Origin of the sequence: Roseovarius sp. CH_XMU1461 (genome assembly GCF_037027165.1) — a bacterium.
GTDB classification, from domain to species: domain Bacteria; phylum Pseudomonadota; class Alphaproteobacteria; order Rhodobacterales; family Rhodobacteraceae; genus Roseovarius; species Roseovarius nubinhibens.
In genome coordinates, this window is record NZ_JAYMDV010000004.1 from 42488 (window position 1) to 68285 (window position 25798).

Genomic DNA, 25798 nt, shown 5'->3' on the forward strand with positions numbered 1-25798 from the left:
CGCCTAGAGATCCTCGAACCAGATCGGGTTGGCCCAGGCCCGGCGGCCTGCGGCATCGACCACGGTGACCCGTATCCAGGGGCTGGCCGCGAACCGGTCGAGCGGCATGCGCGCGCGGGTCATCGATGCGCCATGCACCGCCCCTGCGGCCGAGCCCTGGCCCGCGACGACGAGCGTGCTCACCGCCGTGCTTTCGACGATGACATGGTCGTCCTCGAACCGGATGTCGTGGAGTTCTGGCCCTTGGCTCGAATAAAAGGCGCCGGTTTTGAGCGCGGAAAGAAGCGCCTCGGGGCTGTTCTCCTCGGCCTTGACCATGACCCAGCCGCCAAAGAAATCCGGCCCCGCGAAATGCGCGTCATCGGTGGCGCAGAGCGTCAGGCGGCGGCCTTCGGAGAGCAGCAGATCGAGCGTGTGAAACCCGTCGGGCCGGTCGCATTCCACGGCGCAGCCATGGTTGTAGATCTCGACGGCATGGGCCTCGGTGATGCTGCGCGCATCATTGAGGGTCATGCCCGACCATTGCGGATGGGCGATGGCCACAAAGGCCCCGGCGGCGCGGGCACGGGCGGCAATCTCTGGCCCGGTTTCCTGATCCTCGACGGTGAAGAAATGCGGCGCGTTAGGGCGCGCGAAATCACTGGGCAAACCCACTGCGAGCACATGCCAGATCTCACCATTTTCCATCGCGCCCGAATGCAGCTCGGCCCCAAGGATGGTGGTGAACTCATCGCGGCGATAGCCGGTGGTGTCGGTAATCGGATAGTCATAAAGCCCGACGAAGTGATCGGTCAGGGCCAGAAAATCATAGCCCTCGGCGCGGTAACGGCGGCAGACCTCTTCGGGCGGCAACACGCCGTCGGAGCGGTCGGAATGGGTGTGCAGATTGCCGCGCCAGAAGCGCCCGGGATTGCTAAAGGCCGCCAGCGTCATGTGATGCTCCTATGATCAGGCTTGATAGGTGATATGGCCGCCGCAGATCGTGGTGATCGGGCTGGCCTGACCCAATGTGTCGGGCGCCATATCATCCAGATTGCGTGACAGGATCACGACATCACCCAGCATACCGGGCGCGAGTTGGCCTTTCTGGGTTTCGTTGAACTCGACCCAGGCCGCGTCGCGCGTGTAGCTCGCCAGCGCCTCGTCGAGCGTCTGCGCTTGGTTGTCGCCCCAATCCTCGGAAAGATCGCGCGGGGCAACCGCGCCTTGGATCGTCGGCATGACGGGGACGGGAACCACCGGCCAGTCGGTCGAAAAGATCAGATGCGCGCCGCTGTCGCGCATGTTGCGCCAGCCAAAGGCGCGGGGGCGTTGGTGCGCATGCAGGATTTCGCCCGGCGCATAGGGCGGAAAGAAGCCGCCGCGCGGCGAATGCAGGGGCTGCATCGAGGCCACGACGCCGAGCGCGGCAAAGCGCGGCAAATCGTCGGGGTGGAGCGATTCCACATGTTCGATCCGGTGGCGGCTGTCGCGCGGGCCATTGGCCTTTTGCGCCGCCTCATAGGCGTCGAGCACTTGCCGCACCGCGCCGCACCCGACGCAATGCACCGAGACCTGAAGCCCCATCGCATCGGCGCGGGTCACCAACTCGTTCATATGGTCGGGCGCGAAAATTTGCTCGCCGATGCTATCGCTGCCGGGGTAGGGCTCGCACATGAGCGCGGTGCCGCTGTCGAGCACCCCATCGGCAAAGAGCTTGACCCGCCGCGACCAGAGCCAGTCGGAGGCATAGCGCCCCATCTCCTGCGCCTCGGAGAGCCGGTCGAGCGGATCGGTGTTGAGCATATGCATCGGCACTTCGCCGCGCAGGATGTAATGGCCCTCGTCGAGCAATTCCTGCAGCAATTCAAGCTGATAGAGGTTGCCATCCATATTGTGAAAACTGGTGATGCCATTTTCGGCCAGATGGTTGAGCCCGCGCAAAAGCGCCGCCTTGTCAGTGGCGCGGGCGATGGCATCGGGGGTCACCTCTGGGTTGCGCCCGGTGGTCAGGCCGAGATATTCGCGCCCGCCGGTGGGCATATGGGCCAGAAGCGGCATGAAGGCCGGGAACTCGAAAAGCGCGCCGGTGGCGGTGCCATCAGCGGCCATTTCGACGGTGGCGCCTTGCGGCATATCGGCCCCGTGCAAGAGACCGGCGAGGGTCAGCGCGGGGGTGTTGGCCCAGACGGTGTGATGGTCGGCGGCCATGATTGCCATGGGCCGGTCGGGCAGGATCGCATCGAGCGCCTGACGGGTGATCGGCGCGCCGCCCAAGAGGCCATATTCCGCGCCCACGGCCAGCAACACCTTGGCATCGCTATCTGTTTCGGCCCGTTGCCGAAGGAGCCGCGCCGCGTCCTCGGCATGCGAGATGCCCGCGAGATTGAGCAGCTCAAGCTCGACCGCGCCGGAAAAGAGGTGGATATGGCTTTCGATAAAGCCCGGCAGGACCGTGCCGCCCTGGGCGTCGACGATCTCTGTGTCCGGCCCGGCGAGGCCGCGAATGTCGCTCTCACTGCCGACGGCGGTGATCCGGCCCTCGGTGATGGCGAGGGCCGAGGCCGTGGGGCGGGCCGGGTCGAATGTCTTAAGATGCCCGTTGAGGATGATCAGATCGGCGGCCATGGCGCGTCTCCCTTCGTGCCTGTGTCATGCGTCGTTGAGGCGCAGTCTGGGGGCAAAAGGGCGCGGGCTGCAAGAGCTCAGATCGCGGCGTGCTCGGCCCGCATCTGGTCGAGCACGCGGGCGATGCCGTCGGCCTCGGTCTCGATCGAGAAATGCGCGGTTGCGGCGTCGCGGGCGGCGCGGGACATGGCGGCGTGGCGGGCCGGATCGGAGAGCAGGGCAGAGATGGCTTGGGCCGCGTCCGCGGGGGCGTCGCTGGTGATCAGCCCGGTGCTGCTCTGGCCTGCGAAGCTGCGGTAATAGCCGGCGTCGGTGGCCACGAAAGGCACGCCGCTGGCCATGCCTTCGAGCGGGGCCATGCCATAGCCCTCATAGCGCGGCAGCTGCACCACGAGCGACAGCGCGCGCATCAAGGCGGGCAGCTCGGCGGCGGCGACCTCGCCGGGAAAAAGCAAGCGATCCGAGAGGCCTGCGGCGCGAACTTGCGCCTTGAGCCCGTCGAGAAAGGCCTCATGCTTGCCGCCTGCGCGGCCGATGACCAAGGCGGTCAACCCGGGGTGATCCGGCAGCAGGCGCAGCATGGCCTCGACGAAACGGTCGGTGCCTTTTTCGGGGCGGATGCGGCCGATATTGGCGAGGCCTTGCTGTCCCGGGTAGCCGGTTTCAGCCCAAGCCGCCGCGCGGTCGGGTGCGGGGGTGAAGCGGGCGCAATCGACCCCATGCGGCACCACGGCGCGGACATGGGGGACATAGGTCGCAGCGGCCTCAGTTGTCGCGATCACCGCGTCCATCCGCGAGATCAGCCAGCGGGGAAAGGCCGAATGGCGGCGCTGCGCGGCCGAGGTGAACAGGATCCGGACGGGCAGGCGGAGGAGGTCGCGGGCGAGGAGGGCGGTGCGCATCTCGGTGTTGCGGCGGACGTGCCAGAGGGTGAGGTCGGGGCCGCGGGAGAGGCGGAGGGCTTCGGATCTGGAAATCGGGTCGGGGCAGCCGGGCAGCGGGTGGCCTGCGAGGCGCAGGTCGTAGCGGTCGGAAAGCGCCCGTGTGACGCCGGCTGCGGTGGCCGAGACGCCGGTGAAATTGCGGTTGAAATTGGTGACGATCAGATCGGTCATCGGCGGCGGCCCGTGGCGAGAAGCGACAAGAGAGCCGCGCCGATTTCGTCCAGAATCTGCGTCTGGGATTGCGCGAAGGCGCGGGCGTTTTCACGCATAGTATCAAGGGCTTCGGCGTCACTCATCAGGTCGAGAACCGCCTCGGAGAGCGCGCCCGCATCCGCCACTTCGAGCGCCCCACCATGGGTGTCGAAAGCGGCATAGGCTTCGGTGAAATTGGCATAGAGCGGGCCATGCAACACGGCGGCCCCGGCGGCGGCGGGCTCATAGGGGTTGTGGCCGCCCACGGGGGTCAGAGAGCCGCCGAGAAAGACGATGGGAGAGAGCGCATACCAGAGCCCCGTCTCGCCCATCGTGTCGGCGAGATAGACCTGTGTTTTGGCCGAAATCGGCATGTCGGTAGAACGTCGGCTCCACGTCGGTATTACGACAGTGCCCTTTTCGAGGATCTCGCGCGCCCGTTCAGGGTGGCGCGGCACCAGGATCAAGAGCGCATCGGGCCGCGATTTGAGGATCTCGGCATGGGCGGCGAGGACGGTCTCTTCTTCGCCGGGATGGGTCGAGCTCGCGACCCAGAGGGGCCGCGTGCCGATCACCCCGCGCAGCCGCGTGAGCACCGCCGCATCATAGGGCAGCGCCCCGGCGGCGGCCTTGAGATTGCCGCCCGCGCGGGCGCGGCGCAGGCCGAGATCATGGAAATGATCGGCGGTGCGCTGGTCCTGACAATGGATGATCGAGAAATGCGACAGCAGATAGCGCGCGGTGCGCCCGAACCGTTTCCAGCCGCGCGCCGAGCGGTCGGAGATCCGGGCATTGATCAGCGCCAGCGGCACGTCATGGGCATAGGCCATTTCGATCATATGCGGCCAAAGCTCGCTCTCGACAAAGACGCCGAGATCGGGATGCCAATGGGCGAGGAAGCGGCGCAGCGCCTCGCGGGTGTCGAGCGGCGCAAACTGATGCTGGGTCCGTTTCGGCAGGCGGCGGGCCAGCACATCGGCCGAGGTGGCGGTGCCCGAGGTGATCAGGAAGCGCAGGTTGGGATCGCTCTGCCCGAGATGGTCGATGAGCCGCAGGACCGAGACGCTTTCGCCGACCGAGGCCGCGTGAAACCAGATCAGCCGCCCGGCGGGGCGGGGCAGGGCGGTGCGGCCAAGCCGTTCCGAGATGCGGGCGGGATCGGCGCCATTGGCGGCCAGCTTGCGCTGAACGCGACGCCAGGCCAGCGGCGCCAGGGCGCGGGTCAAGGTGGAATAGAGCCCGAGTAGCGCCGGGCGTCGTCTGGGCATCAGCCGCCCGTGTGGCTCATGTGGCGCGACATGCGGCCCGCCACATCCTGCCGGGAGTAATCGAAATCATGGCCCTTGGGCTTGAGCGCGATGGCGCGGCGAATGGCCTCTTCGAGCGGCGCATCATCGCGGGGATGGTTGCGCAGGGGCGCGCGCAGATCGGCCATGTCTTCCTGACCGAGGCACATGTAGAGCTCGCCCGTGCAGGTGAGCCGCACGCGGTTGCAGCTTTCGCAGAAATTATGGGTGAGCGGCGTGATGAAGCCGATCTTTTGCCCGGTCTCTTCGAGCCGCACATAGCGGGCGGGGCCGCCGGTGCGCTCGGGCAGATCGGTGAGCGTGTAACGTTCGCGCAGACGGGCGCGCAGATCCGAGAGCTTCCAATATTGGTCGAGCCGGTCTTCGTTGCCGATATCGCCCATCGGCATCACCTCGATAAAGGTGATGTCCATGTCGCGGTCCTGGCACCATTCGGTGAGGGTAAAGAGTTCGTCCTCGTTAAAGCCCTTGAGCGCCACGGTGTTGATCTTGACCCGCAGCCCGGCCTTTTGCGCGGCGTCGATGCCCTTGAGCACCTGCGGCAGGCGGCCCCAGCGGGTGATGTCGGCGAATTTCTTCTCGTCGAGCGTGTCGAGCGAGATATTCACCCGGCGCACCCCCGCCGCATAGAGATCATTGGCAAAGCGGAAGAGCTGCGAGCCATTGGTGGTCAGCGTCAGTTCCTTGAGCGCGCCACTGTCGAGATGGCGGGTCATCGAGCGGAAGAACGTCATGATGTCGCGGCGCACCAGCGGTTCGCCCCCGGTGATGCGCAGCTTTTCGACGCCGAGGCGCACGAAGGTCGAGCACATGCGATCCAGCTCTTCCAGTGTCAGAAGTTCCTTCTTGGGCAGGAAATTCATGTTCTCGGACATGCAGTAGACGCAGCGAAAATCGCAGCGGTCGGTGACCGAGACGCGCAGGTAAGAGATGGCGCGCTGGAAGGGATCTATAAGCGGTGCTGTCATGGGGGGAACCTAAGTGTCGGGGGGCGTCGGGGCAAGGGGCAAGTTGACCGTTGCCGGAACGGGGGGCGCGCCCTAGATTTGGGGTATGAAACAGGTTTTTCCATATCTTATGTGTCTGGGCCTTGGGGCCTGTGGTGTCATTCCGGGGCTGGAGCAGCGCGAGCGGGCCGGCTCTGGTGCCGGGTCGGCGGCGGTGGAGCCCTCTGCGGCCTCTGCTGCGGCAGAGGCGGGGGCCGGGTCGGGAGCAGGGTCGGAGGCGATCAAGCCCTCGGCGCTGACCGGGGGCGCGGCGACGCCCGCGGCGCTCGACACGACGACGGCTGCGGAAAAGGCCGAAGCCGCCCAGCCGGATGCGGGCGGTGCCAAGCTCGGCACGACGATCGCCTCGCTTGGCGATGTGGCGGAGCCGGGGTTCTGGCTCAAGACGCCTTTGGTCAAGACGGCGGGCAAGGGCCGTGTCGAGTATCCGGCGAATGGAAAATCGGCGCAGGTCGATCTCATCCCCATTCCGGGCGAGGCGGGGGCGGGCAGCCGCATCTCGCTCTCGGCGATGCGGCTTTTGGGGGCGGATCTCACCGATCTGCCGGAGCTGGTGGTCTACGGGCCGTAAGGCGATTTAGCGCAAGACAGAGGATCGGAGAGCGGGCAGGGCCCGTCCGCGGGGGGGCGTCGTGAGCTATTGCGGGGCAGTTTATCTGGCCGCCATCTCTGACCTAAGGATAATTCGTGACGGTGCAGAAGCGCCCGCCCGGGGGGCGGACGGGCGCTGGCCGGGCCGCTGCGCGGCTGTTCCGGCCTTAGGGTGCGAAGGGCGCTGGTCGGGCCGCTTTGCGGCTGTTCCGGACTTAGGGGTGACAGACAAGAAAAGGCCCGCCGGTGGGGCGGGCCTTTGTCCTCTGCGCGGCAGTGGGGCTTAGCCCAGTGCGGCGGCTTTCACATCTTCATCGATATGCGGCAGGTATTGCTCGAAATTCTGGGCGAACATTTCGACCAGTTTTGCGGCCTGCGCATCATAGGCCTCGGGGTTGCCCCAAGTGCGGCGCGGGTCGAGCAGAACCTCGGGCACGCCGGGCGCATCCACGGGCACGTCAAAGCCGAAATTCGGGTCCTTGCGGAACTTGACCTTGGAGAGCGAGCCGTCGAGCGCGGCGGTGAGCAGGGCGCGGGTGGCCTTGATCGGCATCCGCGAGCCGGTGCCATAGGCGCCGCCGGTCCAGCCGGTGTTGACCAGCCAGCAGGTCGCGCCATGCTTGGCGATCTTTTCGCGCAGGAGGTTGCCATAGACCTCGGGGCGGCGCGGCATGAAGGGCGCGCCGAAGCAGGTCGAGAAGGTGGGCTCGGGCTCGGTGATGCCGCGCTCGGTCCCAGCGACCTTGGAGGTGAAGCCCGACAGGAAGTGATACATCGCCTGTGCCGGGGTCAGCCGGGCGATCGGAGGCAGCACGCCGAACGCATCACAGGTCAGCATGATGATGTTCTTGGGGTGGCCGCCGATCGCCGTTTCCGACGCGTTCGAGATATAGTCGAGCGGGTAGGCGCAGCGCATGTTGGCGGTCAGGCTGTCATCGTCGAAATCAAGCTCCTTGGTCTCTTCGTCAAAGACCATGTTCTCGATCACCGTGGCGAATTTCGACGTGGTGGCGTAGATCTCGGGCTCGGCCTCGGGGTTGAGGTTGATCGTCTTGGCATAGCAGCCGCCTTCAAAGTTGAAGGTGCCACGATCCGACCAGCCATGTTCGTCGTCGCCGATGAGAATGCGACCGGGATCGGCCGAGAGCGTCGTCTTGCCGGTGCCCGACAGGCCAAAGAACACGGCGGTGTCGACCGGGTTGCCCTTGGCGTGGTTGGCCGAGCAATGCATCGGCATGATGCCTTTTTCGGGCAGCAGGTAGTTGAGCAGCGAGAAGACCGATTTCTTGTTCTCGCCGGCATATTCGGTGCCGCCGATGAGGATCATCTTGCGGTCGAAATTCATCGCGATGACGGTGTCCGAGCGGCAATCGTGTTTTTTCGGGTCGGCCTTGAAGCTCGGGCAGTTGATCACGGTGAAATCCGCGACGAAATGATCCAGCGCCTCGCGTTCGGGGCGGCGCAGCAGGTGACGGATGAAGAGCCCGTGCCAGGCCAGTTCGGTCACCATGCGGACCTTGATCGAATGCGCCGGATCGGCGCCGCCGGTGAGATCCTGCACGTAGTAACGGCCGCCCTGCATATGGGCGATCATGTCCTCGTAGAGCGCGTCAAACCCCTCGGGGGTCATTTCGGCGTTGTTGTCCCACCAGATCGTGTCGGCGACGCTGTCGGTCTTGACGACATGTTTGTCCTTGGGCGAGCGGCCGGTGAATTTGCCGGTGGTGACGAGAAACGCCCCGCCACGGCCAAGCGTGCCTTCGCCGTTCTTCACCGCGGCCTCGACCAGCGCCGGTTCGATCAGGTTGTAAAAAACTTCTCCCAGCCCGGTGATCCCTTGATCTTCGAGGCTGAATTTCGGGTTCACCCGTCCGAATGTCATCGACTTAATTCTCCAGTCTGTGGGGCCGGCCCGAGGGGCGGCAGAAGACACCGGGCGGGGCGGGGAGTCGTGTCCTGCCGGCCCGATGGCGGCGTCTTAGCATGGGGATTTGTGGAAAGAACAGGGGCGGATTCCTGAGTTAGCGCAACCAATTGGACGTTAGCGCAACCAGCGGCGGAGCCCCGCCATTCAGGGTTTTTTCGCAGGCAGGTGAGTCAATTTAGTCATTCGCAAGGTAATTCTGCGTCAAATGAGTCGCAGTCAGGGCATGATTCGCAAAAACGGATTGATCGCGCAGGAAAAAACAGACCATAATGGAGAAAAAAATCAGGCAAAACGAGCAGTAAGGAAATTACGCATGTCGAAAATCGCCTTGGTGGACGATGACAGGAACATCCTGACATCGGTGTCGATGACACTCGAAGCAGAGGGTTTCGAGGTCGAGACTTATAATGACGGCCAACAGGCCTTTGATGCGTTCAGCAAGAAACTGCCCGATATGGCAGTTCTGGACATCAAGATGCCGCGGATGGATGGGATGGATCTGTTGCAGCGTCTGCGCCAGAAATCCTCGATGCCGGTGATCTTTCTCACCTCGAAAGATGACGAGATCGACGAGGTTCTCGGCCTGCGCATGGGGGCCGATGATTACGTGAAAAAGCCGTTTTCCCAACGGCTTCTGGTGGAGCGCATTCGCGCGCTTCTGCGCCGTCAAGAGGCGGTGGATGGCACGATCAGCCCGGCCGAGGCCGAGGAGGGCAAGGTCATCGAGCGCGGCGAGCTGCGGATGGATCCGCTGCGTCACGCCGTGTCCTGGAAAGGCCAGGATGTGTCGCTGACCGTCACCGAATTCCTGCTCTTGCAGGCGCTGGCGCAACGCCCCGGTTTCGTCAAATCGCGCGATCAGCTGATGGATGTGGCCTATGATGATCAGGTCTATGTGGATGACCGCACCATCGACAGCCATATCAAGCGGCTGCGCAAGAAGCTCCGCAATGTCGACAGCGATTTCTCGGCAATCGAGACGCTTTATGGTATCGGATACCGGTACAATGAAGAGTAATCGCAGCGCTGGTCGGGGGAGCTACAGTGCGTGACACGGTAAACGAGCGCGGCGGCGACATTGTCCTCGGGGATGATTTCGTCGCGCCGGTGGGCGTGGCCGAGGATGAGCTGCAGGCGCGGCGCGCCCGGCGCGGTTTCTTCTCGCTGCGGTCCTCGCCCCTGACCCGCAAGATCATCACCTTCAACCTGATCGCGCTCAACGTGCTGGTTGCGGGGATCCTCTATCTCAACTCGTCGCGCGACGGGCTCGCGGTGCAGCGGGTGAGCGGGCTGGTGACCGAAGGCGAGCTTGTCGCCGATGTCTTTGAGGCGCATCTGCCCAAGGGGGCACCGGTGAGCCTGGCCTCGGGCGACGGGATCGATGTGGCCGAGGTGCTCGCCGGGCTTAGTCTGCGCGACAATTCGGATATCTATGTTTTTGACGCCAATGCGGTGCAGCTTGGCCATCTGGCGGGGCGCGATGACCCCGCAGGTGAGGGTGATAGCGGCCAGCGTACGGTGATCACCGACGCGCTGAGCTGGGTCTGGGGCGGTCTGTCGCGCCCGTTCCGCAGCCTGTCAAATGAGGCGCCCGCGCCGGATACGGCGGAGCTGCTGAGCGGCATGGTGCCGGCAGCGCTGACGAACGGCACCGATGTGAAAGCGGCGAAATCCTCGGAAGGCACGGTCTATTCGGTGGTCACGCCGATCCTGCACCAGGGCCAGGCGGTCGGCGTCGTGGCCATTGCCAGCGCCTCGGGCGAGATCGACAGCCTTGTGCGGTCGGAGCGCGAGCGCGTGCTGCAGATGTTTATTATTGCGACGCTGGTGTCGATCGGGCTCAGCCTGATCCTGGCGTCGACCATCGCCCATCCTCTGGCCGATCTGGCCGCCGCTGCCGAAATCGGCGGGGCGCGCAATCGCGGCAAGAACAATGGATCACGCATCCGCATTCCTGATCTGACCTCGCGCCCCGATGAGATCGGCCGGCTGAGCGGCGCGCTGCGCGGCATGGTCGGTGCGCTCTACAACCGGATCGACGGCAATGAACAATTTGCCGCCGATGTGGCGCATGAGATCAAGAACCCGCTCGCTTCGCTGCGCTCGGCCGTGGGCACGCTGCGGGTCGCCAAACGTGACGATCAGCGCGAGAAACTGCTCGATGTGATCGACCATGATGTGCGCCGTCTCGACCGGTTGGTGAGCGATATTTCCAACGCTTCGCGGCTCGACAGTGAGCTGGTGAAGGAAGAGGAAGAGGCGTTCGATCTGCTCAATATGCTGGGCAATCTGGGCGAATATCTTGGCCAGGAGGCCAAGGGCAAAGGCATCGATTTCATCACCGATTTTCCCGAACATCCCATTGTGATCAACGGGTTGGAGGCGCGTCTTGCGCAGGTCTTCGTCAATCTGATCACCAATGCGGTGAGCTTTTGCGAGACCGGCGATGCGATCCGCGTCTGGGCGCGGACCCGCGAGAACCGGGTTCTGGTGGTGGTCGAGGATACCGGCCCCGGCATTCCCGAACAATCGCTGACCAAGATTTTCCAGCGCTTCTATTCGCACCGCTCGGAAAAGGATTTCGGCAACAATTCCGGTCTTGGCCTCGCCATTTCCAAGCAGATTGTCGAAGCCCATGGCGGCGTGATCTGGGCCGAGAACATCCGTCCCACAGAGGCCGATATCACCTCTGATCCGCTGGGCGCGCGCTTTGTCGTCGGCCTGCCGGTCTAACCGCGCATGCCCGGCGAGACCCGTGCGCCGGACGCGCGGCGCGCGGCCGTGAAGCCGGGGGAGAGCATTCACGCGAGCTGTGTCGCGCTTGGCGGCCGCGCCCTGTTGATCCGGGGCGCGTCCGGCGCGGGCAAGAGCGCTCTGGCGCTCGAGCTGATCAGCCGGGGGGCGGCGCTTGTCTCCGACGATCAGACCATCCTCTGCCGCGACGGTGATCAAATCATCGCCAGCGCCCCGCCGAGCATCAAGGGCCGGATCGAGGCGCGGGGCGTGGGGCTCTTGCATGCGCCCGAGGCCGGGCCGAGCGAAGTGGCCGCATTGGTCGATCTGTCGCAGGTTGAGTGCGCGCGATTGCCGCCCGCGCGCGAGACCGATATTCTGGGCGTGACGCTGCCGGTGATCCACCGCAGCGACATGACCTGTTTTCCCGCCGCCCTGATCCTATATCTGACGCATGGACGATATGCCTGACACATCCGCGCCCAATGGCCCGCCGCCCGGCGAGTTTTCCGAGCTGACCCCGCTGGTTTTGGTGACGGGGCCGAGCGGTGCCGGCCGCACCACGGCGATCCATGTGCTCGAAGACATGGGCTATGAGGCGATTGACAACCTGCCGCTGACGCTCTTGCCCAAGCTCTTGCAGGGCGGCGGGCCGGAGCGTCCGCTGGCGCTTGGCATCGATGTGCGCAACCGCGATTTCACCACCCAGGCGCTGATCGAGACGATTGACGGGATCGCGCGGCTGACCGGCATGCCGATGCAGCTTCTGTATCTCGATGCGCGGCCCGAGGTGCTCATGCGGCGCTATTCCGAGACGCGGCGGCGGCATCCGCTGGCGGCGCGGGAAGGGGCGGAGCTGGGCATCGCGCGCGAGCTTGATCTGCTGGGGCCGATCCGGGCGCGGGCGGATGTGCTGATCGACACGTCCGAGCTCAGCCCGCATGATCTGCGCGCCGAGGTGGAGCGCTGGTTCGCGGTGCGCAGCGGGCCGGATCTGTCGATCTCGGTGCAGAGCTTTTCCTATAAGCGCGGGCTGCCGCGCGGCGCCGATCTGGTGCTCGATTGCCGGTTCCTGTCGAACCCGCATTGGGAGCCGTCGCTGCGGGCGCTGGATGGGCGCGACAAGGCGGTGCAGGCCCATGTCGAGGCCGATCCGCGGTTCGAGGGATTTCGCGAGCGGACCCTGTCGATGATCCGCTTTTTGTTGCCGGCCTATGAGGCGGAGGGCAAATCTTATCTCACGCTTGCCTTTGGCTGCACGGGCGGGCAGCATCGCTCGGTGGCGCTGGCAGAAACTTTGGCGGCGACCCTTGCGGATGAGGGCTGGCCGGTGTCAATAAGGCACAGGGAATTGGAACGGAAAGCGCGCGCATCGTCTGCCGAGACGGGGGCCGCACCGCACCGGGACGGAAGGATCGAGACGCAGTGATCGGGATCGTGATCGTGGCGCATGGTGGATTGGCGTGTGAGTATCTCGCCGCAATAGAACACGTGGTCGGAGACCAGCCGGGCATTCGTGCCATTGCCATTGAGCGCGACCATGACCGCGCCGCCAAACAAGCCGAAATTTGCGAAGCCGCCGATGCGGTGGACACCGGCGAAGGGGTGGTCATCGTGACCGATATGTTTGGCGGATCGCCGTCGAACCTATCGCTCATGGCCTGCCGTCCGGACAATCGCCGCATTCTTTACGGGGCCAATCTGCCGATGTTGATCAAATTGGCGAAGTCTCGCCACAAGTCGGTGCCCGACGCGGTTGCCCATGCGCTGAATGCCGGGCGCAAGTATATCGACAGCCAAAATATTTCGGCAGAACAGGACCTTTGATGACAGACCAGCAGAGTGTGACGCGATCGCTCGAGATCGTGAATGAAAAGGGATTGCATGCGCGGGCTTCGGCGCGGCTGGTCGAGGTGGTCGAAGGGTTTGACGCCACGGCAGAAGTGTCCAAGGATGGCCAATCCGCCAGCGGCGACAGCATCATGGGTCTTTTGATGTTGGCAGCCTCGCGCGGAACCACTATTGACGTGCAAACCCGTGGCGCGGATGCCGAGGCGCTCGCCGATGCCATTGAAAAGCTTGTCGCTGAGCGCTTTGGCGAAGACATGTAAAGGATACGTCCGGGACCTGCGGGCGTAGAGGTGACGATGGGACAGAAACCGGTGACGGAAGACCCCAGTGACAGGGTGCAGGGCGATGCTGCCGCGCCGGTCAACTTTACCAAATATGACCGCCGTAGCCTTACCTATGCCAACAGTTTCGACAGCCCGCTGACGGCGACGGTGATCCGCACGCTCGAATGGTTCACCGGCAAGCTCAGCATCATCCGCATGATCCGCGCCTTTGAAAAGCGCGGCGCGCCCACCGGTCAGCCGTTCTGGCGGGCGGCCTTGGGCACGATGGGGATCGACCTTCTGACGCCGCAGGAAGAGATCGACAATATCCCGCTCGAAGGGCCTGTCGTGGTGGTGGCGAACCATCCGCATGGTCTGGTTGACGGGATGATCCTGGCCGATCTCATCGGGCGGCGGCGCACGGATTACAAGATCCTGACGCGGGCGCTTTTGACCGGGATCGACGAGGTGGCCGCCTCTTACATGATTTCCGTGCCCTTTCCGCATGAGCCCGACGCGCAGCGCAAATCGGTCGAGATGCGCGCCAAGGCGATGGCCCATCTCAAGGAGGGCGGCGTGATCAGCGTCTTTCCCTCGGGCGTGGTGGCCTCGTCCGACAGTCTCTTTGGGCCGGTGATCGAGCGCGAATGGAATGTCTTCACCGCGCAGATGATCCGCCGCTCGGGCGCCACGGTGGTGCCGATCTATTTCCCCGGTGAAAATTCGCGCTGGTATCAGATGGCGAACCGGATTTCCGCCACGCTGCGTCAGAGCCTCTTGCTCCACGAGGTGGTCAAAAGCTGCAACAAGCCGCAAAAGCCGGTGGTCGGTGCGCCGATCAGCGCCGAGAAGATGCAGCTTCTGGAGAAAGATCCGCGCGGGTTCATGACCTGGCTGCGCGCGCATACCCTGGCGCTGGGCGAAGCGTCTGACTAATCCTCTGGAGAGAGACATGGATATCAAACGGATTGAAACCGGCCCGCGCATGAGCCAGGCCGTGGTGCATGGCAACACGATTTACCTCGCAGGTCAGGTGGGCAAAGTGGGCGACAGCGTTGCCGATCAGACCCGCACCTGCCTGGAGCAGGTTGAGACGCTGCTGAAGGGGCTCAATTCCGACCCGACGCGCATCCTGCAGACCACGATCTGGCTCGCCGATATGGCTGATTTCGCCGAGATGAATGAAGTCTGGGACGCCTGGGTTCCGCAGGGCAATACCCCGGCCCGCGCCTGTGGTGAGGCCAAGCTCGCCCATCCCGGGCTGCTGGTGGAATTCATCGTGATTGCCGCCGTGAACTCCGACCGTCCCGGTCAGGACAAGTAAGCGTTTTCGCGACCGTTGGATCAGCAGGCGATCCAGCGGTCGCGATACCATGAGACCCAGCCGACAGAGCCATTGCTGACCCGCACGAGGTGCCAATTGCCCTCTTGTGGGCCGAGCATTTCAAGCCGCGTGCCCGAGGGCAGTTTATAGAGCCTGCGGCCGCGTTTCGTCGTGGGTTCGGTGCGCAGGGCAAGCCAGGCGTCGGGCGGGCGCACATCATAAACCACACAGACCTGCGCGGCGGGGGTTGGTTGGGGTTGCGTCTGCTCGGAGGCCTGAGGCAGCGGGCTGGGCGGTGCCTCTGGCGTGCCGATGTTGATCCGCGAGGGCAGGGGCGTTTTGGCGGTCACCGCATCTTCGCAAAGGCCGAGACCCGGATAGCAATCATCGGATTGGGCGAGGGCCGGGGTGGCGGTGAGGCCCAAGTTTAGGGTCAGGGCGAGCGCCGGGACCAGAAGAAATTTCATAATGCGCTCTTTCAATAGGCCGCGAAAACGCTGGTCACAAAGGCTTCGCCTTCGGCGAGGGCCGCGGCGACGTCGTGTTGCGGGTGTTGGAGATAATAGCGAAACCCGGCGCGGAGCGCGACGTGGCGCTCTTCTGGGGTGCCGTGGTGGCCGATGCTGGTGAAATTATTGTCGCCCAGTTCAAAGATCTTGCGGGCCAATGTTTCGAGGTCCTGCGGCTTGTCGGCGAATTTCGTGCCCATGTAATAGCCGGCCATGAAATCGGCGTGCAGTTCGAGGAATTTGACCGTGCCGTGATGGTCCAAGAGCCGGCTATAACGGGCGGGGTCGGAGAATTGCATGATATGGGCGAACTCATGCGCGATGACGCCCGCCACGATCGAGCCGCCCCAATGCGCCGAGGTCAGATGCTCGGAGAGCAGGTCCATCTGATAGAGGACGGTGCCATCGGTGCCCGGGGTCTGGGGGAAGATCTCGGGCGTGGCCATCGCGTTCTGAATGCCGTCCGAATAGAGATAGAAGGCGGGCCGCACGCCGAAAAACGCCGATTGCGCGTGGAGTTCCTGAATCAAGGCGCGGTCGAGCGCCGGGGTGCCTGTGCTCTGCTCGAGCGTGAGACTGTGCAGATCAAAGCCCGCGTCACTGCCGCAAAGGACGATGGGGCTCTGCCCGGTGTCCGCCGATGCGGCGCGAGGGGTGAGCGACAGCAGCGCGAGACCAAGAGCCACCCCGAGGTGCCGTGTGATCTGCGCCGGTGACTGTCGCATTCCGGTCCCTCCCGTGCCGATTGGGGACGGGATCAGTCTAGGCGCGGGGGCGCATATGGCAAGGCGGATGTGAAAAGGGCCGCGATCTGCATCGCGGCCCTCGGGAGCAGTTCCTGTCTGCGTCAGATCAGTTGAGCGCCTTGTCGGTGATCATATGGGTCCAGGCGGCCTCGCCCGGGTGTTGGGTGATCACCGGGTCCGAGCCGCCCGCGAGCAGCGATTCCACCGTGCGTTCGAAATCGGCCGGGTCGAGCGCGCCGTTCGAGCCTGCGGTGAGCTTCGCCACCTCGGCCATCATGCGTTTCTGGTGCTCTTCGGTCTGGGCGCCGGTGTTGTCATTGTCGAGCACGATCATCGCCGCCTCGTCAGGGTTTTCCTCGGCCCATTTCCAGCCCTTCATCGAGGCGCGGACGAAGCGCACCATCTTGTCGACGAATTCCGGGTCTTCGAGCTTGTCCTCGAGCACATAGATGCCGTCCTCGAGCGTGGCGACGCCCTGGTCCTCGTATTTGAAGACGACGAGTTCCTCGGGGGTGAGCCCGGCGTCGATGACCTGCCAATATTCATTATAGGTCATGGTCGAGACGCAGGCGGCCTGGTTCTGCAGGAGGGGATCGACGTTGAACCCCTGTTTGAGCACCGTTACCCCATCGTCGCCGCCATCGGTCGAGAGGCCGAGATGGCTCATCCAGCTCAGGAACGGGTATTCATTGCCGAAGAACCACACGCCGAGCGTCTTGCCGGGGAAGTCCTCGGGGCTGGTGATGCCGGCGTCCTTGCGGCAGGTCAGCATCATGCCCGAGCTCTTGAAGGGCTGGGCGATATTCACCAGCGGCAGGCCTTTTTCGCGGCTGGCCAGCGCCGAGGGCATCCAGTCGAGCACCACATCCGCGCCACCCCCTGCGAGCACCGAGGTGGGCGCGATGTCCGGCCCGCCGGGCTTGATCGTCACGTTGAGTTCTTCTTCCTCATAAAAGCCCTGATCTTGGGCCACGTAATAGCCGGCAAACTGGGCCTGGGTCACCCATTTGAGTTGCAGCGTCACATCATCGGCGGCCTGGGCCATTCCGGCCCAGAGCCCGGCGAGGCCGAGGCTGACGGTTTTGGCGAGCTTGGTCATCTGTGTCTCCTTGTTGGGTTTGGTATGGTTTTTATTGTTATCTTATCAGGTTTCGTGCCTCAGGCGCGGCGTCGTTGTGACGGGTGCCAGAAGGTGAGCATTTTCTCGAGCATGGCGACCCCGCCATAAAAGGCCGAGCCGACCACCGCCGCCACCAGAATTTCGGCCCAGACCATGTCGAGCGCGAGCTGGCCCACCGAGGTGGCGATGCGAAAGCCCATGCCGCGGGTGGGCGAGCCGAAGAACTCGGCCACGATCGCGCCGATGAGCGCCAGCGTGGTGGCGATCTTGAGCCCGTTGAAGATGAAGGGCAGGGCGGCGGGCAGCCGCAGCTTGAGCAAGGTTTGCGGATAGCTGGCGGCATAGGTGCGCATCAGGTCGCGCTGCATGCTGTCGGTGTCGCGCAGACCTGCCACCGTGTTCACCAGCACCGGAAAGAACACCATGACGACAACAACCGCCGCCTTGGACTGCCAGTCAAAGCCGAACCACATGACCAGAATGGGGGCCATGCCGACGATGGGCAGGGCGGCCACGAAATTGCCCACTGGCAACAGGCCGCGCTGCAAGAAGGGCGAGCGGTCGACGGCGATGCCGGTGAGGATCGCCGCGCCACAGCCCAGCACATAACCCGTGAGCGCGCCCTTGACGACGGTCTGGACCAGATCGCCCCAAAGCGTCGGCAAGTTGGCGGCAAAGGTCTGGGCGATGGCGCTCGGCGCCGGGAGCAGCACCGGGTTGATGCCAAGGCCGCGCACCATGCCCTCCCAGAGGATGAGCAGCGTCAGGCCAAAGAGCGCGGGCATCACCAGCCCGGCCCAGGGCGCACCGCTGCGGCCGATCTGGATGTTGATCCACCAGGCCATGAGCCAGAAACCGATTGCGAAGGTCACCCAGATCATGCGGCCATCCCCATACGTTTGAGCGTGATCCGCTGGATCAGCCCGATGATCGCCACGAGACCGGCGGCAAGGATCGCAGCGGCGATGAGCGCGCTCCAGATCTGGATGGTCTGGCCGTAATAGCTGCCGCCCAGCATCCGCGCGCCGAGACCGCCATCCTGGCTCAGCGACAGCTCTGCCACCACCGCGCCAATAAGGCTCGCCGCGATGCCGACCTTGAGCGAGGCAAAGAGATAGGGGGCCGAGGCGGGCAGGCGCAGCGCCCAGAAGGTCTGGGCCCGGCTGGCGTTCCAGGTCTTCATCTGATCCATCTGCATGGCCCCGGGGCTGCGCAGGCCCTTGACCATGCCGACCACCACCGGGAAGAAGGAGAGATACATCGAGATCACGCCTTTGGCGACCACATCATCGACCTGGAGCGAGGCGAGCACCACGACGATCATCGGCGCGATGGCAATGATCGGCACCGTCTGGCTGGCGATGACCCAGGGCATGACGGACATGTCCATGGTGCGGCTGTGGACGATGCCGATGGCCAGCAAAATGCCAAGCCCGGTGCCAAAGACAAACCCCAGTAGCGTCGAACTCAGCGTGATCCAGCCGTGCCAGATCAGCGAACGTTTCGACAGGGCGCGGCCCTGCTGCACCATGGCGCCGGTGGTGTTCCAGAGCTCCGCCACGACCTGATGCGGCGCGGGCAGGCGGGGCTTCTTCTGGCTCCAGGTGTCGAGGATGAGCTCGGATGTGCTGAGCTCGACCCCGGCGCGGCGCGCCTTGTCCTCGGCCCAGGGTTTGTTGAGCCCGATGGACGCGACATACCAGATGGCAAAGATCGCGGCGACCACAGTGAGAACCGGCAGGACAGAGCGCATCATGCCACCCCGCCGCGTGCAAGGGGCCCTTGCCCCGATGAGGTCCGCCGATCAGCCATCGCCATGCCCCGCGCGCAGCCCGTCGCGAACACGATGGGCGATTTCGATGAATTCCGGCGCGTCGCGAATGTCGAGAGGGCGCTGCCGGGGCAGCGGGCTCTCGATCACATCGGTGATCCGTCCGGGGCGCGGGCTCATCACCACGATCTTGGTCGAGAGATAGACCGCCTCGGGGATCGAATGGGTGACGAAACAGATGGTCTTGTTGGTCTTATCCCAAAGCTGCAAAAGCTGCTCGTTGAGGTGATCGCGGACGATCTCATCCAGCGCGCCAAAGGGTTCGTCCATCAGGAGAATATCGGCGTCAAAGGCGAGCGCCCGGGCGATGGAGGCCCGTTGCTGCATGCCGCCCGAGAGCTGCCACGGGAATTTCTTCTCGAACCCCGACAGCTCAACCAGATCGAGCACGCGTTGCACCCGCGCGTCCTGATCGCTGCGGCCATAGCCCATGATCTCGAGCGGCAGCCGGATATTGCCGCCGATGGTGCGCCAGGGATAGAGCCCTGCGGCCTGAAACACATAACCATAGGCGCGGGCGCGGCGGGCCTCTTCGGGGCTCACCCCGTTGACGGTGATTTCGCCGCCGGTGGGCTGTTCGAGATCGGCCATGCAGCGCAGAAAGGTCGTCTTGCCACAGCCCGAAGGCCCGATGAAAGAGACGAAATCGCCCTTTTCCACCGCGAGCGTCACATCCTTGAGCGCATGCACCGGGCCATCATTGGTCTCGAAGGTCAGGCTCAGATTCTGGGCCGATATTACTGGCGCTGTCACGTGTCAAAATCCCATAGTTTGGCTTCGGCGAACTCTACCGAGTTTTGCGCGGGGTCGCGCACATATAGCGAGCGGACGCCATTGGGCCAGTGGAAATCGGCCTCTACCGTCACGTCATGCGCCGCGAGATGGCGCGCCCAGGCCTCGGTCTCGCCCGGGCTGATGCGAAAGCAGACATGCCCTGGGCCGCGTGCGCCATGGGGCGGCACCGGAAACTTGCCCTCAGAGGGCTGCTCGGTGGCCTCGGCCACGAAGAGCATGAGCATCGCCGTCTCGGCCCGCATGAAGAGATGCCGGCCCGGCGCGCGCTGATGCTCGCGCAGGCCGACAATATCGCCGTAAAACCGCGCGGCGGCGTCGAGGTCATCAACATAGAGCGCGGTTTCCAGCACCGCGCCGGGCGGGGTGGGCGCGGCCATCGGCTCAGATCCCCGACGGAATGTTGAGCGGGTCGCGCTCGATCATCTTGGGCGCGGTGAGCGCCTTCCATTTCGACAGCGCCTGATGCGCCGAGGGGAAGGGCGGGCGCGGCACGAAACGGCCACGTCCCGGCTGGGGCTGGCTGTTCTGCCCCCAGCCCCAGATCACCTCGCCCCGGCTCAGGGTAAAGCGGCTGTTGGCGCTGACGGTGAAGCCCTCAAAGACGTTGTAATCGAGGATCGAGTGATGATTGCTGGCCGAGATCGTCTTGGTGATCTTGGGGTCCCAGACCACGATATCGGCATCCGCCCCTTCGACGATCGCGCCCTTCTTGGGATAGATGTTGAGGATCTTGGCGACATTGGTCGAGGTGGCGGCGACGAATTCATTGGGCGTGAGCCGCCCGGTTTCCACGCCGCGCGTCCAGAGCATCGGCATCCGCTCCTCGACCCCGTTCGAGCCATTGGGAATGATGCGGAAATCCGCCCGCCCGGCGCGCTTTTGCTCCGTGGAAAAGGCGGCGTGATCGGTGGCCACCACCTGCAGGGACCCGGCCTGCAACCCGGCCCAGAGACTGTCCTGGTGATCCTTGGAGCGGAAAGGCGGCGACATCACCCGCCGCGCCGCGTGATCCCAATCCTTGTTGAAATACTCGCTCTCATCGAGGGTCAGGAACTGGATCAGCGGCTCGCCATAGACCCGCATGCCCTTTTGCCGGGCGCGCCGGATCGCCTCATGCGCCTGCTCACAGCTCACATGCACGATATAGAGCGGCACGCCTGCGGCATCGGCGATACAGATGGCGCGGTTGGCGGCCTCGCCCTCGAACTCGGGCGGGCGCGAATAGGCATGGCCCTCGGGGCCAGTGATGCCCTGGCTGAAATATTTCTCCTGCATCTCGGCCACCAGATCGCCGTTCTCGGCATGAACCATGGGCAGCGCACCCAGCTCGGCACAGCGTTTGAACGAGGCGAACATCTCGTCATCCTCGATCATCAACGCGCCCTTGTAGGCCATGAAATGCTTGAAGGAATTGACGCCCATATCGACGGCATCCTTCATCTCGTTGAAGACGCTCTCGTTCCAGCCGGTGATCGCCATGTGATAGCCGATGTCGGAACAGATCTGCGGCGCCGATTTGCGGTGCCATTCATTGATCGCATTTTTGATCGAACCATCCGCGCCCGGAAGGCAGAAATCCACCAGCATCGTGGTGCCGCCACAGGCCGCGGCCCAGGTGCCGGTCTCGAAGGTTTCGGCGGCGGTGGTGCCCATGAAGGGCATTTCCAGATGGGTGTGCGGATCGATGCCGCCGGGGATCACATAGGCGCCTTCGGCGTCGATATACTCATCGCCCTTGAGGTCCTCGCCGATCTGCTTGATCACCTCGCCCTCGATGAGCACATCGGCCTTCCACGTGCGATCGGCGGTGCAGACCTGCCCGCCCTTGATGACCTTGGTCGTCATATCTCGTCTCCCTGTTCGTCCTCCGGCGCGCGGGCCGGTTGGGTCTTGGTTCCGGGGTAGGGCTTCTTCTGGCCGCAAATATCCCGGGGGTGCGGGGGCTGGCCCCCCCGCGATTTATCTCACTCCACCACCTCGGCGGTCTCGAGCACCGCGTGCAAGAGCACATCGGCCCCGGCCTTGGCCCAGTCTTTCGAAATCGCCTCGGCCTCGTTATGCGACAGCCCGTCGACACAGGGGCACATGACCATCGCGGTGGGCGCGACCTGGTTGATCCAGCAGGCGTCATGGCCCGCGCCCGAGATGATATCGCGGTGGCTATAGCCGAGCCGTTCGGCGGCGTTGCGCAGCGCGCTCACGCAGGTTGCATCAAAGGTGACCGGATCAAAGCCGCCCACTTCCTCCATCTCGAGCCCGAGCTCCATCTCGTCACAGATCGCCTGGGCCGCTTCTTTCATTTGCGCCACCATCTTGGTGAGCACCTCGAGATTGGGCGAGCGGAAATCGACGGTGAACACAGCCTTGCCGGGGATCACGTTGCGCGAATTCGGGAAAATCTCGATATGACCTGCCGCACCGACGGCGTCGGGACCATGGGCCAGGGCGATCTCTTCGACCTTTTCCAGCACCCGCGCCATGCCGAGACCGGCGTTGCGGCGCATCGGCATCGGGGTCGAGCCGGTGTGGCTGTCCTTGCCGGTGATGGTGAGCTGGGTCCAGCTCAGCCCCTGACCATGGGTGACGATGCCGATGTCCTTGCCCTCGGCCTCGAGGATCGGCCCCTGTTCGATATGCAGCTCGAAAAACGCGTGCATCTTGCGCTGGCCGACGGGCTCGTCGCCCTCCCAGCCGATGCGCTTGAGCTCATCGCCAAAGCGTTTGCCCTCGGCATCGACGCGGTCCTTGGCCCAATCTTCGGTGTGCAGCCCGGCAAAGACGCCCGAGGCCAGCATGGCGGGCGCGTAGCGGGTGCCTTCCTCATTGGTCCAGTTGGTGACCACGATCGGATGTTTTGTCTTGATGTCGAGATCATTCATCGTGCGGACAAGTTCGAGCCCGGCGAGAACGCCCAGCACCCCATCGTATTTGCCGCCGGTGGGCTGGGTGTCGAGATGGCTGCCGACATAGACGGGCAGGGCGTCGGGATCGCTGCCGGGGCGGGTGGCGAACATATTGCCCATGCTGTCCACGCCCATGCGGCAGCCGGCCTCCTCGCACCAGCGTTGAAACAGCGCGCGGCCCTCGGCATCCTCATCGGTGAGCGTCTGACGGTTGTTGCCGCCCGCCACGCCGGGGCCGACCTTGGCCATGTCTTCGAGGCTGTCCCAGAGCCTGTCGCCATTGATCTTGAGATTTTCTCCGGGCGCTGCCATTCTCACCTTCCCCTTGTCGCTATTTTACCATTTGGTAAAGTTACGATCACGGAGCCGGGCCAAGCTGTCAAGTTTCGTCTATGAAAATCCGGGGGGCGCGTGGTGCACTGCCGCTTGGGTGCTTAATCGCTGTGCGGTAACTGTAACGTCGAGGGAGGCCCTGTCGCAATGGCCGATTTGAACATGACGACGAAGGACGGCAAGCCAAGCCGCATTCAGCGCCGCAATCGCGGGCTGATCCTTGAGGCGGCGCTCGACGTGTTCTCGAGACATGGCTATCGCGGCGCGACGCTCGACCAGATTGCTGAACAGGCGGGGCTTTCGAAACCCAATATTCTCTATTATTTTGACGGCAAGGAAACCATTCACGTCACGCTGCTCAATCAGCTGATGGACAATTGGCTGGCCCCCATGCGCGAGATCGACCCCGAGGGCGCGCCGCTCGACGAGATCCTGTGCTATGTCCATCGCAAGCTTGAGATGAGCCGCGAATTTCCGCGCGAAAGCAGGCTTTTCGCCAATGAGATCATCCAGGGCGCACCGCGCATTGTCGGCCATCTCGAAGAGGTGCTAAAACCGCTGGTGGATGATACGGCCGAGGTGATTTCCGGCTGGATGCGGGCCGGGCGTCTGGCCCCCACCGATCCGCGTCATCTGATCTTTTCGATCTGGGCCACGACGCAGCATTACGCGGATTTCGAAGTGCAGGTCGAGGTGCTGATGCCTGGCAAAGCCGAACAGGACGAGGCGCGCGCCTTTCTCGACCGGATGTACCGGCGGCTCTTGACCCCCGATCCGGGGTGAGGGGTAGGGTTAACTGGGTTTAACCCTTTTCCTGCATTTCCCTCTCATTCAATCGCGGTAAATGATATGTTGCGGCATGGGTGTGGGCCCCGTGGACGTTGAGCCGTCAGGCTGGATAGATCATGCCGGAGTTTTCCATATCTGGCCCGCATAAGCTGGCCGCCCTGCGCCCCGTTTCGGCGGGGTCGAAGCATTTCGACCATGGTCAGGAAGAGCGTGGGGCGCTGCCACCGCGCCGGGGTGCGGCGGAGGCCGGGCAGGCGGGCGTCAGCGACAGCAAGCGCAAGGAGGCGGGCACGCGGGAGGCGCGGACGTGGCAGGCCGGCGAGGGGCGGAGCTGGGAACAGCACTTGCTGCGGTTTCTGGCACAGGAGGCCCCGCGCGGGCGCGGCTTTGCCGAGATGCCGGGAGAGCCCGCACCGCAGAGCCTCTTTGAGGCGCGGCAAGGGCCGCAGGCGGTGGTGACGCGGCGGATGGGCCTCGATCAACAGGCCGAAGCGGCGCTGGGCCGGTTGCGCCTGTCGCGGTTGATGGCGGCCATTCAGGAGATGGCGACGCTGTCGCGCTGGGCCCCGCCGGAGGCGCGGGCCGAGGCGCAGGGCGCGGCGAAATTCGTGCTGCGCCCGCTGGGCCTCGACAAGATCGTCTAGTGCCAAGACCTGCCGTCTGGGACGGCAAACGCCCGCAGGGATCAGCTGCGGGCGTGATGTTGTTCAAACCCCTTGGTTATTCTGCGGCGCAGCTGCCGGGGTTGTTGGGATGGGTCGTCCAATTGGCATAGTCCTTTTCCACCACCTTGCCGGTGCGCGGATCGACGGTGCCGGGGGCCATCTGTTCCATCGTGATGCAGCCCTCCACGGGGCAGACATTGACGCAGAGATTGCAGGCGACGCATTCGTCATCCTTCACCTCAAAGACCCGGTCGGGCGACATCGAGATCGCCTGATGCGAAGTGTCCTCGCAGGCGGCATAGCAGCGGCCGCATTTGATGCAGGCGTCCTGATCTATGCGCGCTTTGGCGATGTAGTTGAGGTTGAGATCCTGCCAGTTGACCACCTGCGGCACGGCGCGGCCGACCAGCTCGTCCACCGAGGCAAAGCCTTTCTCGTCCATATATTGGCTGAGGCCGCTGATCATCTCTTGCACGACCTTGAACCCATAGGTCATCGCAGCGGTACAGACCTGCACATTGCCCGCACCGAGCGCCATGAACTCGGCCGCGTCCCGCCAAGTGGTCACGCCGCCGATGCCCGAGATCGGCAGGCCTGCGGTGGCCGGATCGCGGGCAATCTCGGCCACCATGTTAAGCGCGATGGGCTTGACCGCCGGGCCGCAATAGCCGCCATGGGCGCCAAGCCCGTCGACCGAGGGTTCGGGCGAGAAACTGTCGAGATTGACCGAGGTGATCGAATTGATCGTGTTGATCAGGCTCACCGCGTCGGCCCCGCCCTGTTTCGCCGCCAGCGCCGGTTTGCGAATGTCGGTGATATTGGGGGTGAGTTTCACGATCACCGGCAGATCGGTATAGGTCTTGCACCATTCCGCGACCTGTCCGACATATTCCGGCACCTGGCCCACGGCGCTGCCCATGCCGCGTTCGCTCATCCCGTGGGGACAACCAAAGTTGAGTTCGACCCCGTCACAGCCGGTCCCGGCCACCGCCTCGAGAATGCGCTTCCAGCTTTCTTCGTTCACCGGCACCATCAGCGAGGCGATGAGCGCGCGGTCGGGATAGTCCTTCTTGACGCGGGTCATTTCCTCGAGATTGACCTCGAGCGGGCGGTCGGTGATCAGCTCGATATTGTTGAGGCCGAGCAGGCGGCGATCGGCGCCCCAGATCGCGCCATAGCGCGGCCCGTTGACATTGACCACTGGCGGGCCTGCCTCGCCCAGGGTTTTCCACACGACGCCGCCCCAGCCGGCCTCGAACGCGCGGCGCACGTTATATTCCTTGTCCGTTGGCGGCGCCGAGGCGAGCCAGAACGGGTTGGGGGATTTGATGCCGATGAAATTGGATGTGAGATCAGCCATT

The 25798-nt window shown here is 64.2% G+C and carries 27 protein-coding genes; 11 read left to right on the forward strand and 16 right to left on the reverse strand.

Going from position 1 to position 25798, the window contains the following annotated elements; translation table 11 throughout:
• Positions 1-3 precede the first annotated feature (3 nt).
• The 5 genes from WA237_RS13110 to moaA all read right to left on the reverse strand — a co-directional run bounded on the left by WA237_RS13110 (position 4) and on the right by moaA (position 6018).
• Positions 4-933 carry a PHP domain-containing protein gene (locus WA237_RS13110; RefSeq protein ID WP_336098170.1) on the reverse strand — a complete coding sequence of 310 codons (930 nt, stop codon included), beginning with the start codon at positions 931-933 and terminating at the stop codon, positions 4-6.
• 15 nt (positions 934-948) lie between these two features.
• On the reverse strand, positions 949-2607 hold the full coding sequence (locus WA237_RS13115) for an amidohydrolase (protein WP_336098172.1): 1659 nt from the start codon (positions 2605-2607) through the stop codon (positions 949-951).
• 77 nt (positions 2608-2684) lie between these two features.
• Positions 2685-3722, reverse strand: coding sequence for a glycosyltransferase family 4 protein (locus tag WA237_RS13120; protein WP_336098173.1), 1038 nt, complete (start codon positions 3720-3722; stop codon positions 2685-2687).
• Positions 3719-5011, reverse strand: a complete 1293-nt coding sequence (locus WA237_RS13125) for a 3-deoxy-D-manno-octulosonic acid transferase (RefSeq protein ID WP_336098174.1) — start codon at positions 5009-5011, stop codon at positions 3719-3721. Before WA237_RS13125 ends, WA237_RS13120 begins: the two co-directional genes overlap by 4 nt.
• Positions 5011-6018 (reverse strand): GTP 3',8-cyclase MoaA, encoded by a 1008-nt coding sequence (gene moaA, locus WA237_RS13130; RefSeq protein WP_336098175.1) that lies wholly within the window; start codon positions 6016-6018, stop codon positions 5011-5013. The genes WA237_RS13125 and moaA overlap by 1 nt, the downstream gene beginning before the upstream one ends.
• An 85-nt stretch (positions 6019-6103) precedes the next feature.
• Here moaA and WA237_RS13135 point away from each other — a divergent pair, with 85 nt between their 5' ends.
• Entirely contained in the window at positions 6104-6628 is a 525-nt protein-coding gene (locus WA237_RS13135; RefSeq protein ID WP_336098176.1) for a hypothetical protein, read from the forward strand.
• 303 nt (positions 6629-6931) lie between these two features.
• On the opposite strand, the gene WA237_RS13140 is transcribed toward WA237_RS13135, so the two are convergent.
• The gene (locus WA237_RS13140; protein WP_009814716.1) at positions 6932-8530 is read right to left on the reverse strand and encodes a phosphoenolpyruvate carboxykinase; all 1599 of its coding nucleotides are present in this window, start codon (positions 8528-8530) and stop codon (positions 6932-6934) included.
• 358 nt (positions 8531-8888) lie between these two features.
• Between WA237_RS13140 and WA237_RS13145 the strand changes: the two genes are divergently transcribed.
• The 8 genes from WA237_RS13145 to WA237_RS13180 are packed head-to-tail and all read left to right on the forward strand — an operon-like array spanning position 8889 to position 14746.
• Positions 8889-9593, forward strand: coding sequence for a response regulator transcription factor (locus WA237_RS13145; protein WP_009814717.1), 705 nt, complete (start codon positions 8889-8891; stop codon positions 9591-9593).
• A 26-nt stretch (positions 9594-9619) separates the two neighbouring features.
• The gene (locus tag WA237_RS13150; RefSeq protein WP_336098179.1) at positions 9620-11308 is read left to right on the forward strand and encodes a sensor histidine kinase; all 1689 of its coding nucleotides are present in this window, start codon (positions 9620-9622) and stop codon (positions 11306-11308) included.
• Between the two features lie 6 nt (positions 11309-11314).
• A complete protein-coding gene (locus WA237_RS13155) occupies positions 11315-11779 on the forward strand; it encodes an HPr kinase/phosphorylase (RefSeq protein WP_336098181.1) in 465 nt (154 codons plus the stop codon).
• Complete coding sequence (gene rapZ, locus WA237_RS13160) at positions 11772-12737, forward strand: RNase adapter RapZ (RefSeq protein WP_050754188.1); 966 nt, start codon at positions 11772-11774, stop codon at positions 12735-12737. The genes WA237_RS13155 and rapZ overlap by 8 nt, the downstream gene beginning before the upstream one ends.
• The gene (locus WA237_RS13165; RefSeq protein ID WP_009814721.1) at positions 12734-13135 is read left to right on the forward strand and encodes a PTS sugar transporter subunit IIA; all 402 of its coding nucleotides are present in this window, start codon (positions 12734-12736) and stop codon (positions 13133-13135) included. Before rapZ ends, WA237_RS13165 begins: the two co-directional genes overlap by 4 nt.
• A complete protein-coding gene (locus tag WA237_RS13170) occupies positions 13135-13419 on the forward strand; it encodes an HPr family phosphocarrier protein (RefSeq protein WP_009814722.1) in 285 nt (94 codons plus the stop codon). The genes WA237_RS13165 and WA237_RS13170 overlap by 1 nt, the downstream gene beginning before the upstream one ends.
• Before the next feature lie 36 nt (positions 13420-13455).
• Entirely contained in the window at positions 13456-14358 is a 903-nt protein-coding gene (locus WA237_RS13175) for a lysophospholipid acyltransferase family protein (protein WP_083780931.1), read from the forward strand.
• Between the two features lie 16 nt (positions 14359-14374).
• Complete coding sequence (locus tag WA237_RS13180; protein ID WP_336098185.1) at positions 14375-14746, forward strand: RidA family protein; 372 nt, start codon at positions 14375-14377, stop codon at positions 14744-14746.
• A gap of 20 nt (positions 14747-14766) precedes the next feature.
• Here the strand turns inward: WA237_RS13180 and WA237_RS13185 are convergent, their stop codons facing one another.
• From WA237_RS13185 to WA237_RS13225, 9 genes are all read right to left on the reverse strand, one after another.
• On the reverse strand, positions 14767-15213 hold the full coding sequence (locus WA237_RS13185) for an SH3 domain-containing protein (protein ID WP_336098188.1): 447 nt from the start codon (positions 15211-15213) through the stop codon (positions 14767-14769).
• 11 nt (positions 15214-15224) lie between these two features.
• Positions 15225-15980, reverse strand: a complete 756-nt coding sequence (locus WA237_RS13190) for a hypothetical protein (RefSeq protein WP_336098191.1) — start codon at positions 15978-15980, stop codon at positions 15225-15227.
• A 127-nt stretch (positions 15981-16107) separates the two neighbouring features.
• The gene (locus WA237_RS13195) at positions 16108-17100 is read right to left on the reverse strand and encodes an ABC transporter substrate-binding protein (protein WP_336098194.1); all 993 of its coding nucleotides are present in this window, start codon (positions 17098-17100) and stop codon (positions 16108-16110) included.
• 59 nt (positions 17101-17159) lie between these two features.
• Positions 17160-18002 (reverse strand): ABC transporter permease, encoded by an 843-nt coding sequence (locus tag WA237_RS13200; RefSeq protein ID WP_009814728.1) that lies wholly within the window; start codon positions 18000-18002, stop codon positions 17160-17162.
• Positions 17999-18877, reverse strand: coding sequence for an ABC transporter permease (locus WA237_RS13205; RefSeq protein WP_336098195.1), 879 nt, complete (start codon positions 18875-18877; stop codon positions 17999-18001). Before WA237_RS13205 ends, WA237_RS13200 begins: the two co-directional genes overlap by 4 nt.
• Positions 18878-18925: 48 nt before the next feature.
• Positions 18926-19705 carry an ABC transporter ATP-binding protein gene (locus WA237_RS13210; RefSeq protein WP_336098197.1) on the reverse strand — a complete coding sequence of 260 codons (780 nt, stop codon included), beginning with the start codon at positions 19703-19705 and terminating at the stop codon, positions 18926-18928.
• Complete coding sequence (locus WA237_RS13215; protein WP_336098198.1) at positions 19702-20124, reverse strand: VOC family protein; 423 nt, start codon at positions 20122-20124, stop codon at positions 19702-19704. The genes WA237_RS13210 and WA237_RS13215 overlap by 4 nt, the downstream gene beginning before the upstream one ends.
• Before the next feature lie 4 nt (positions 20125-20128).
• Complete coding sequence (gene hydA / locus WA237_RS13220; protein ID WP_009814732.1) at positions 20129-21592, reverse strand: dihydropyrimidinase; 1464 nt, start codon at positions 21590-21592, stop codon at positions 20129-20131.
• Positions 21593-21711: 119 nt separating this feature from the next.
• Positions 21712-22962 carry a Zn-dependent hydrolase gene (locus WA237_RS13225; RefSeq protein WP_336098199.1) on the reverse strand — a complete coding sequence of 417 codons (1251 nt, stop codon included), beginning with the start codon at positions 22960-22962 and terminating at the stop codon, positions 21712-21714.
• Positions 22963-23130: 168 nt separating this feature from the next.
• Here WA237_RS13225 and WA237_RS13230 point away from each other — a divergent pair, with 168 nt between their 5' ends.
• A complete protein-coding gene (locus WA237_RS13230; protein WP_336098200.1) occupies positions 23131-23766 on the forward strand; it encodes a TetR family transcriptional regulator C-terminal domain-containing protein in 636 nt (211 codons plus the stop codon).
• A gap of 122 nt (positions 23767-23888) precedes the next feature.
• Complete coding sequence (locus WA237_RS13235; protein WP_336098201.1) at positions 23889-24416, forward strand: hypothetical protein; 528 nt, start codon at positions 23889-23891, stop codon at positions 24414-24416.
• A gap of 76 nt (positions 24417-24492) precedes the next feature.
• On the opposite strand, the gene preA is transcribed toward WA237_RS13235, so the two are convergent.
• Complete coding sequence (gene preA / locus WA237_RS13240) at positions 24493-25797, reverse strand: NAD-dependent dihydropyrimidine dehydrogenase subunit PreA (RefSeq protein WP_216016460.1); 1305 nt, start codon at positions 25795-25797, stop codon at positions 24493-24495.
• Position 25798 lies beyond the last annotated feature (1 nt).

Bases quoted from the DNA above. Each gene is read 5' to 3' on its own strand.
- WA237_RS13110 (WP_336098170.1), bottom strand. From the start codon at position 933: ATGACGCTGGCGGCCTTTAGCAATCCCGGGCGCTTCTGGCGCGGCAAT.
- WA237_RS13115 (WP_336098172.1), bottom strand. From the start codon at position 2,607: ATGGCCGCCGATCTGATCATCCTCAACGGGCATCTTAAGACATTCGAC.
- WA237_RS13120 (WP_336098173.1), bottom strand. From the start codon at position 3,722: ATGACCGATCTGATCGTCACCAATTTCAACCGCAATTTCACCGGCGTC.
- WA237_RS13125 (WP_336098174.1), bottom strand. From the start codon at position 5,011: ATGCCCAGACGACGCCCGGCGCTACTCGGGCTCTATTCCACCTTGACC.
- moaA (WP_336098175.1), bottom strand. From the start codon at position 6,018: ATGACAGCACCGCTTATAGATCCCTTCCAGCGCGCCATCTCTTACCTG.
- WA237_RS13135 (WP_336098176.1), top strand. From the start codon at position 6,104: ATGAAACAGGTTTTTCCATATCTTATGTGTCTGGGCCTTGGGGCCTGT.
- WA237_RS13140 (WP_009814716.1), bottom strand. From the start codon at position 8,530: ATGACATTCGGACGGGTGAACCCGAAATTCAGCCTCGAAGATCAAGGG.
- WA237_RS13145 (WP_009814717.1), top strand. From the start codon at position 8,889: ATGTCGAAAATCGCCTTGGTGGACGATGACAGGAACATCCTGACATCG.
- WA237_RS13155 (WP_336098181.1), top strand. From the start codon at position 11,315: ATGCCCGGCGAGACCCGTGCGCCGGACGCGCGGCGCGCGGCCGTGAAG.
- rapZ (WP_050754188.1), top strand. From the start codon at position 11,772: ATGCCTGACACATCCGCGCCCAATGGCCCGCCGCCCGGCGAGTTTTCC.
- WA237_RS13170 (WP_009814722.1), top strand. From the start codon at position 13,135: ATGACAGACCAGCAGAGTGTGACGCGATCGCTCGAGATCGTGAATGAA.
- WA237_RS13175 (WP_083780931.1), top strand. From the start codon at position 13,456: ATGGGACAGAAACCGGTGACGGAAGACCCCAGTGACAGGGTGCAGGGC.
- WA237_RS13180 (WP_336098185.1), top strand. From the start codon at position 14,375: ATGGATATCAAACGGATTGAAACCGGCCCGCGCATGAGCCAGGCCGTG.
- WA237_RS13185 (WP_336098188.1), bottom strand. From the start codon at position 15,213: ATGAAATTTCTTCTGGTCCCGGCGCTCGCCCTGACCCTAAACTTGGGC.
- WA237_RS13190 (WP_336098191.1), bottom strand. From the start codon at position 15,980: ATGCGACAGTCACCGGCGCAGATCACACGGCACCTCGGGGTGGCTCTT.
- WA237_RS13195 (WP_336098194.1), bottom strand. From the start codon at position 17,100: ATGACCAAGCTCGCCAAAACCGTCAGCCTCGGCCTCGCCGGGCTCTGG.
- WA237_RS13200 (WP_009814728.1), bottom strand. From the start codon at position 18,002: ATGATCTGGGTGACCTTCGCAATCGGTTTCTGGCTCATGGCCTGGTGG.
- WA237_RS13205 (WP_336098195.1), bottom strand. From the start codon at position 18,877: ATGATGCGCTCTGTCCTGCCGGTTCTCACTGTGGTCGCCGCGATCTTT.
- WA237_RS13215 (WP_336098198.1), bottom strand. From the start codon at position 20,124: ATGGCCGCGCCCACCCCGCCCGGCGCGGTGCTGGAAACCGCGCTCTAT.
- hydA (WP_009814732.1), bottom strand. From the start codon at position 21,592: ATGACGACCAAGGTCATCAAGGGCGGGCAGGTCTGCACCGCCGATCGC.
- WA237_RS13225 (WP_336098199.1), bottom strand. From the start codon at position 22,962: ATGGCAGCGCCCGGAGAAAATCTCAAGATCAATGGCGACAGGCTCTGG.
- WA237_RS13230 (WP_336098200.1), top strand. From the start codon at position 23,131: ATGGCCGATTTGAACATGACGACGAAGGACGGCAAGCCAAGCCGCATT.
- WA237_RS13235 (WP_336098201.1), top strand. From the start codon at position 23,889: ATGCCGGAGTTTTCCATATCTGGCCCGCATAAGCTGGCCGCCCTGCGC.
- preA (WP_216016460.1), bottom strand. From the start codon at position 25,797: ATGGCTGATCTCACATCCAATTTCATCGGCATCAAATCCCCCAACCCG.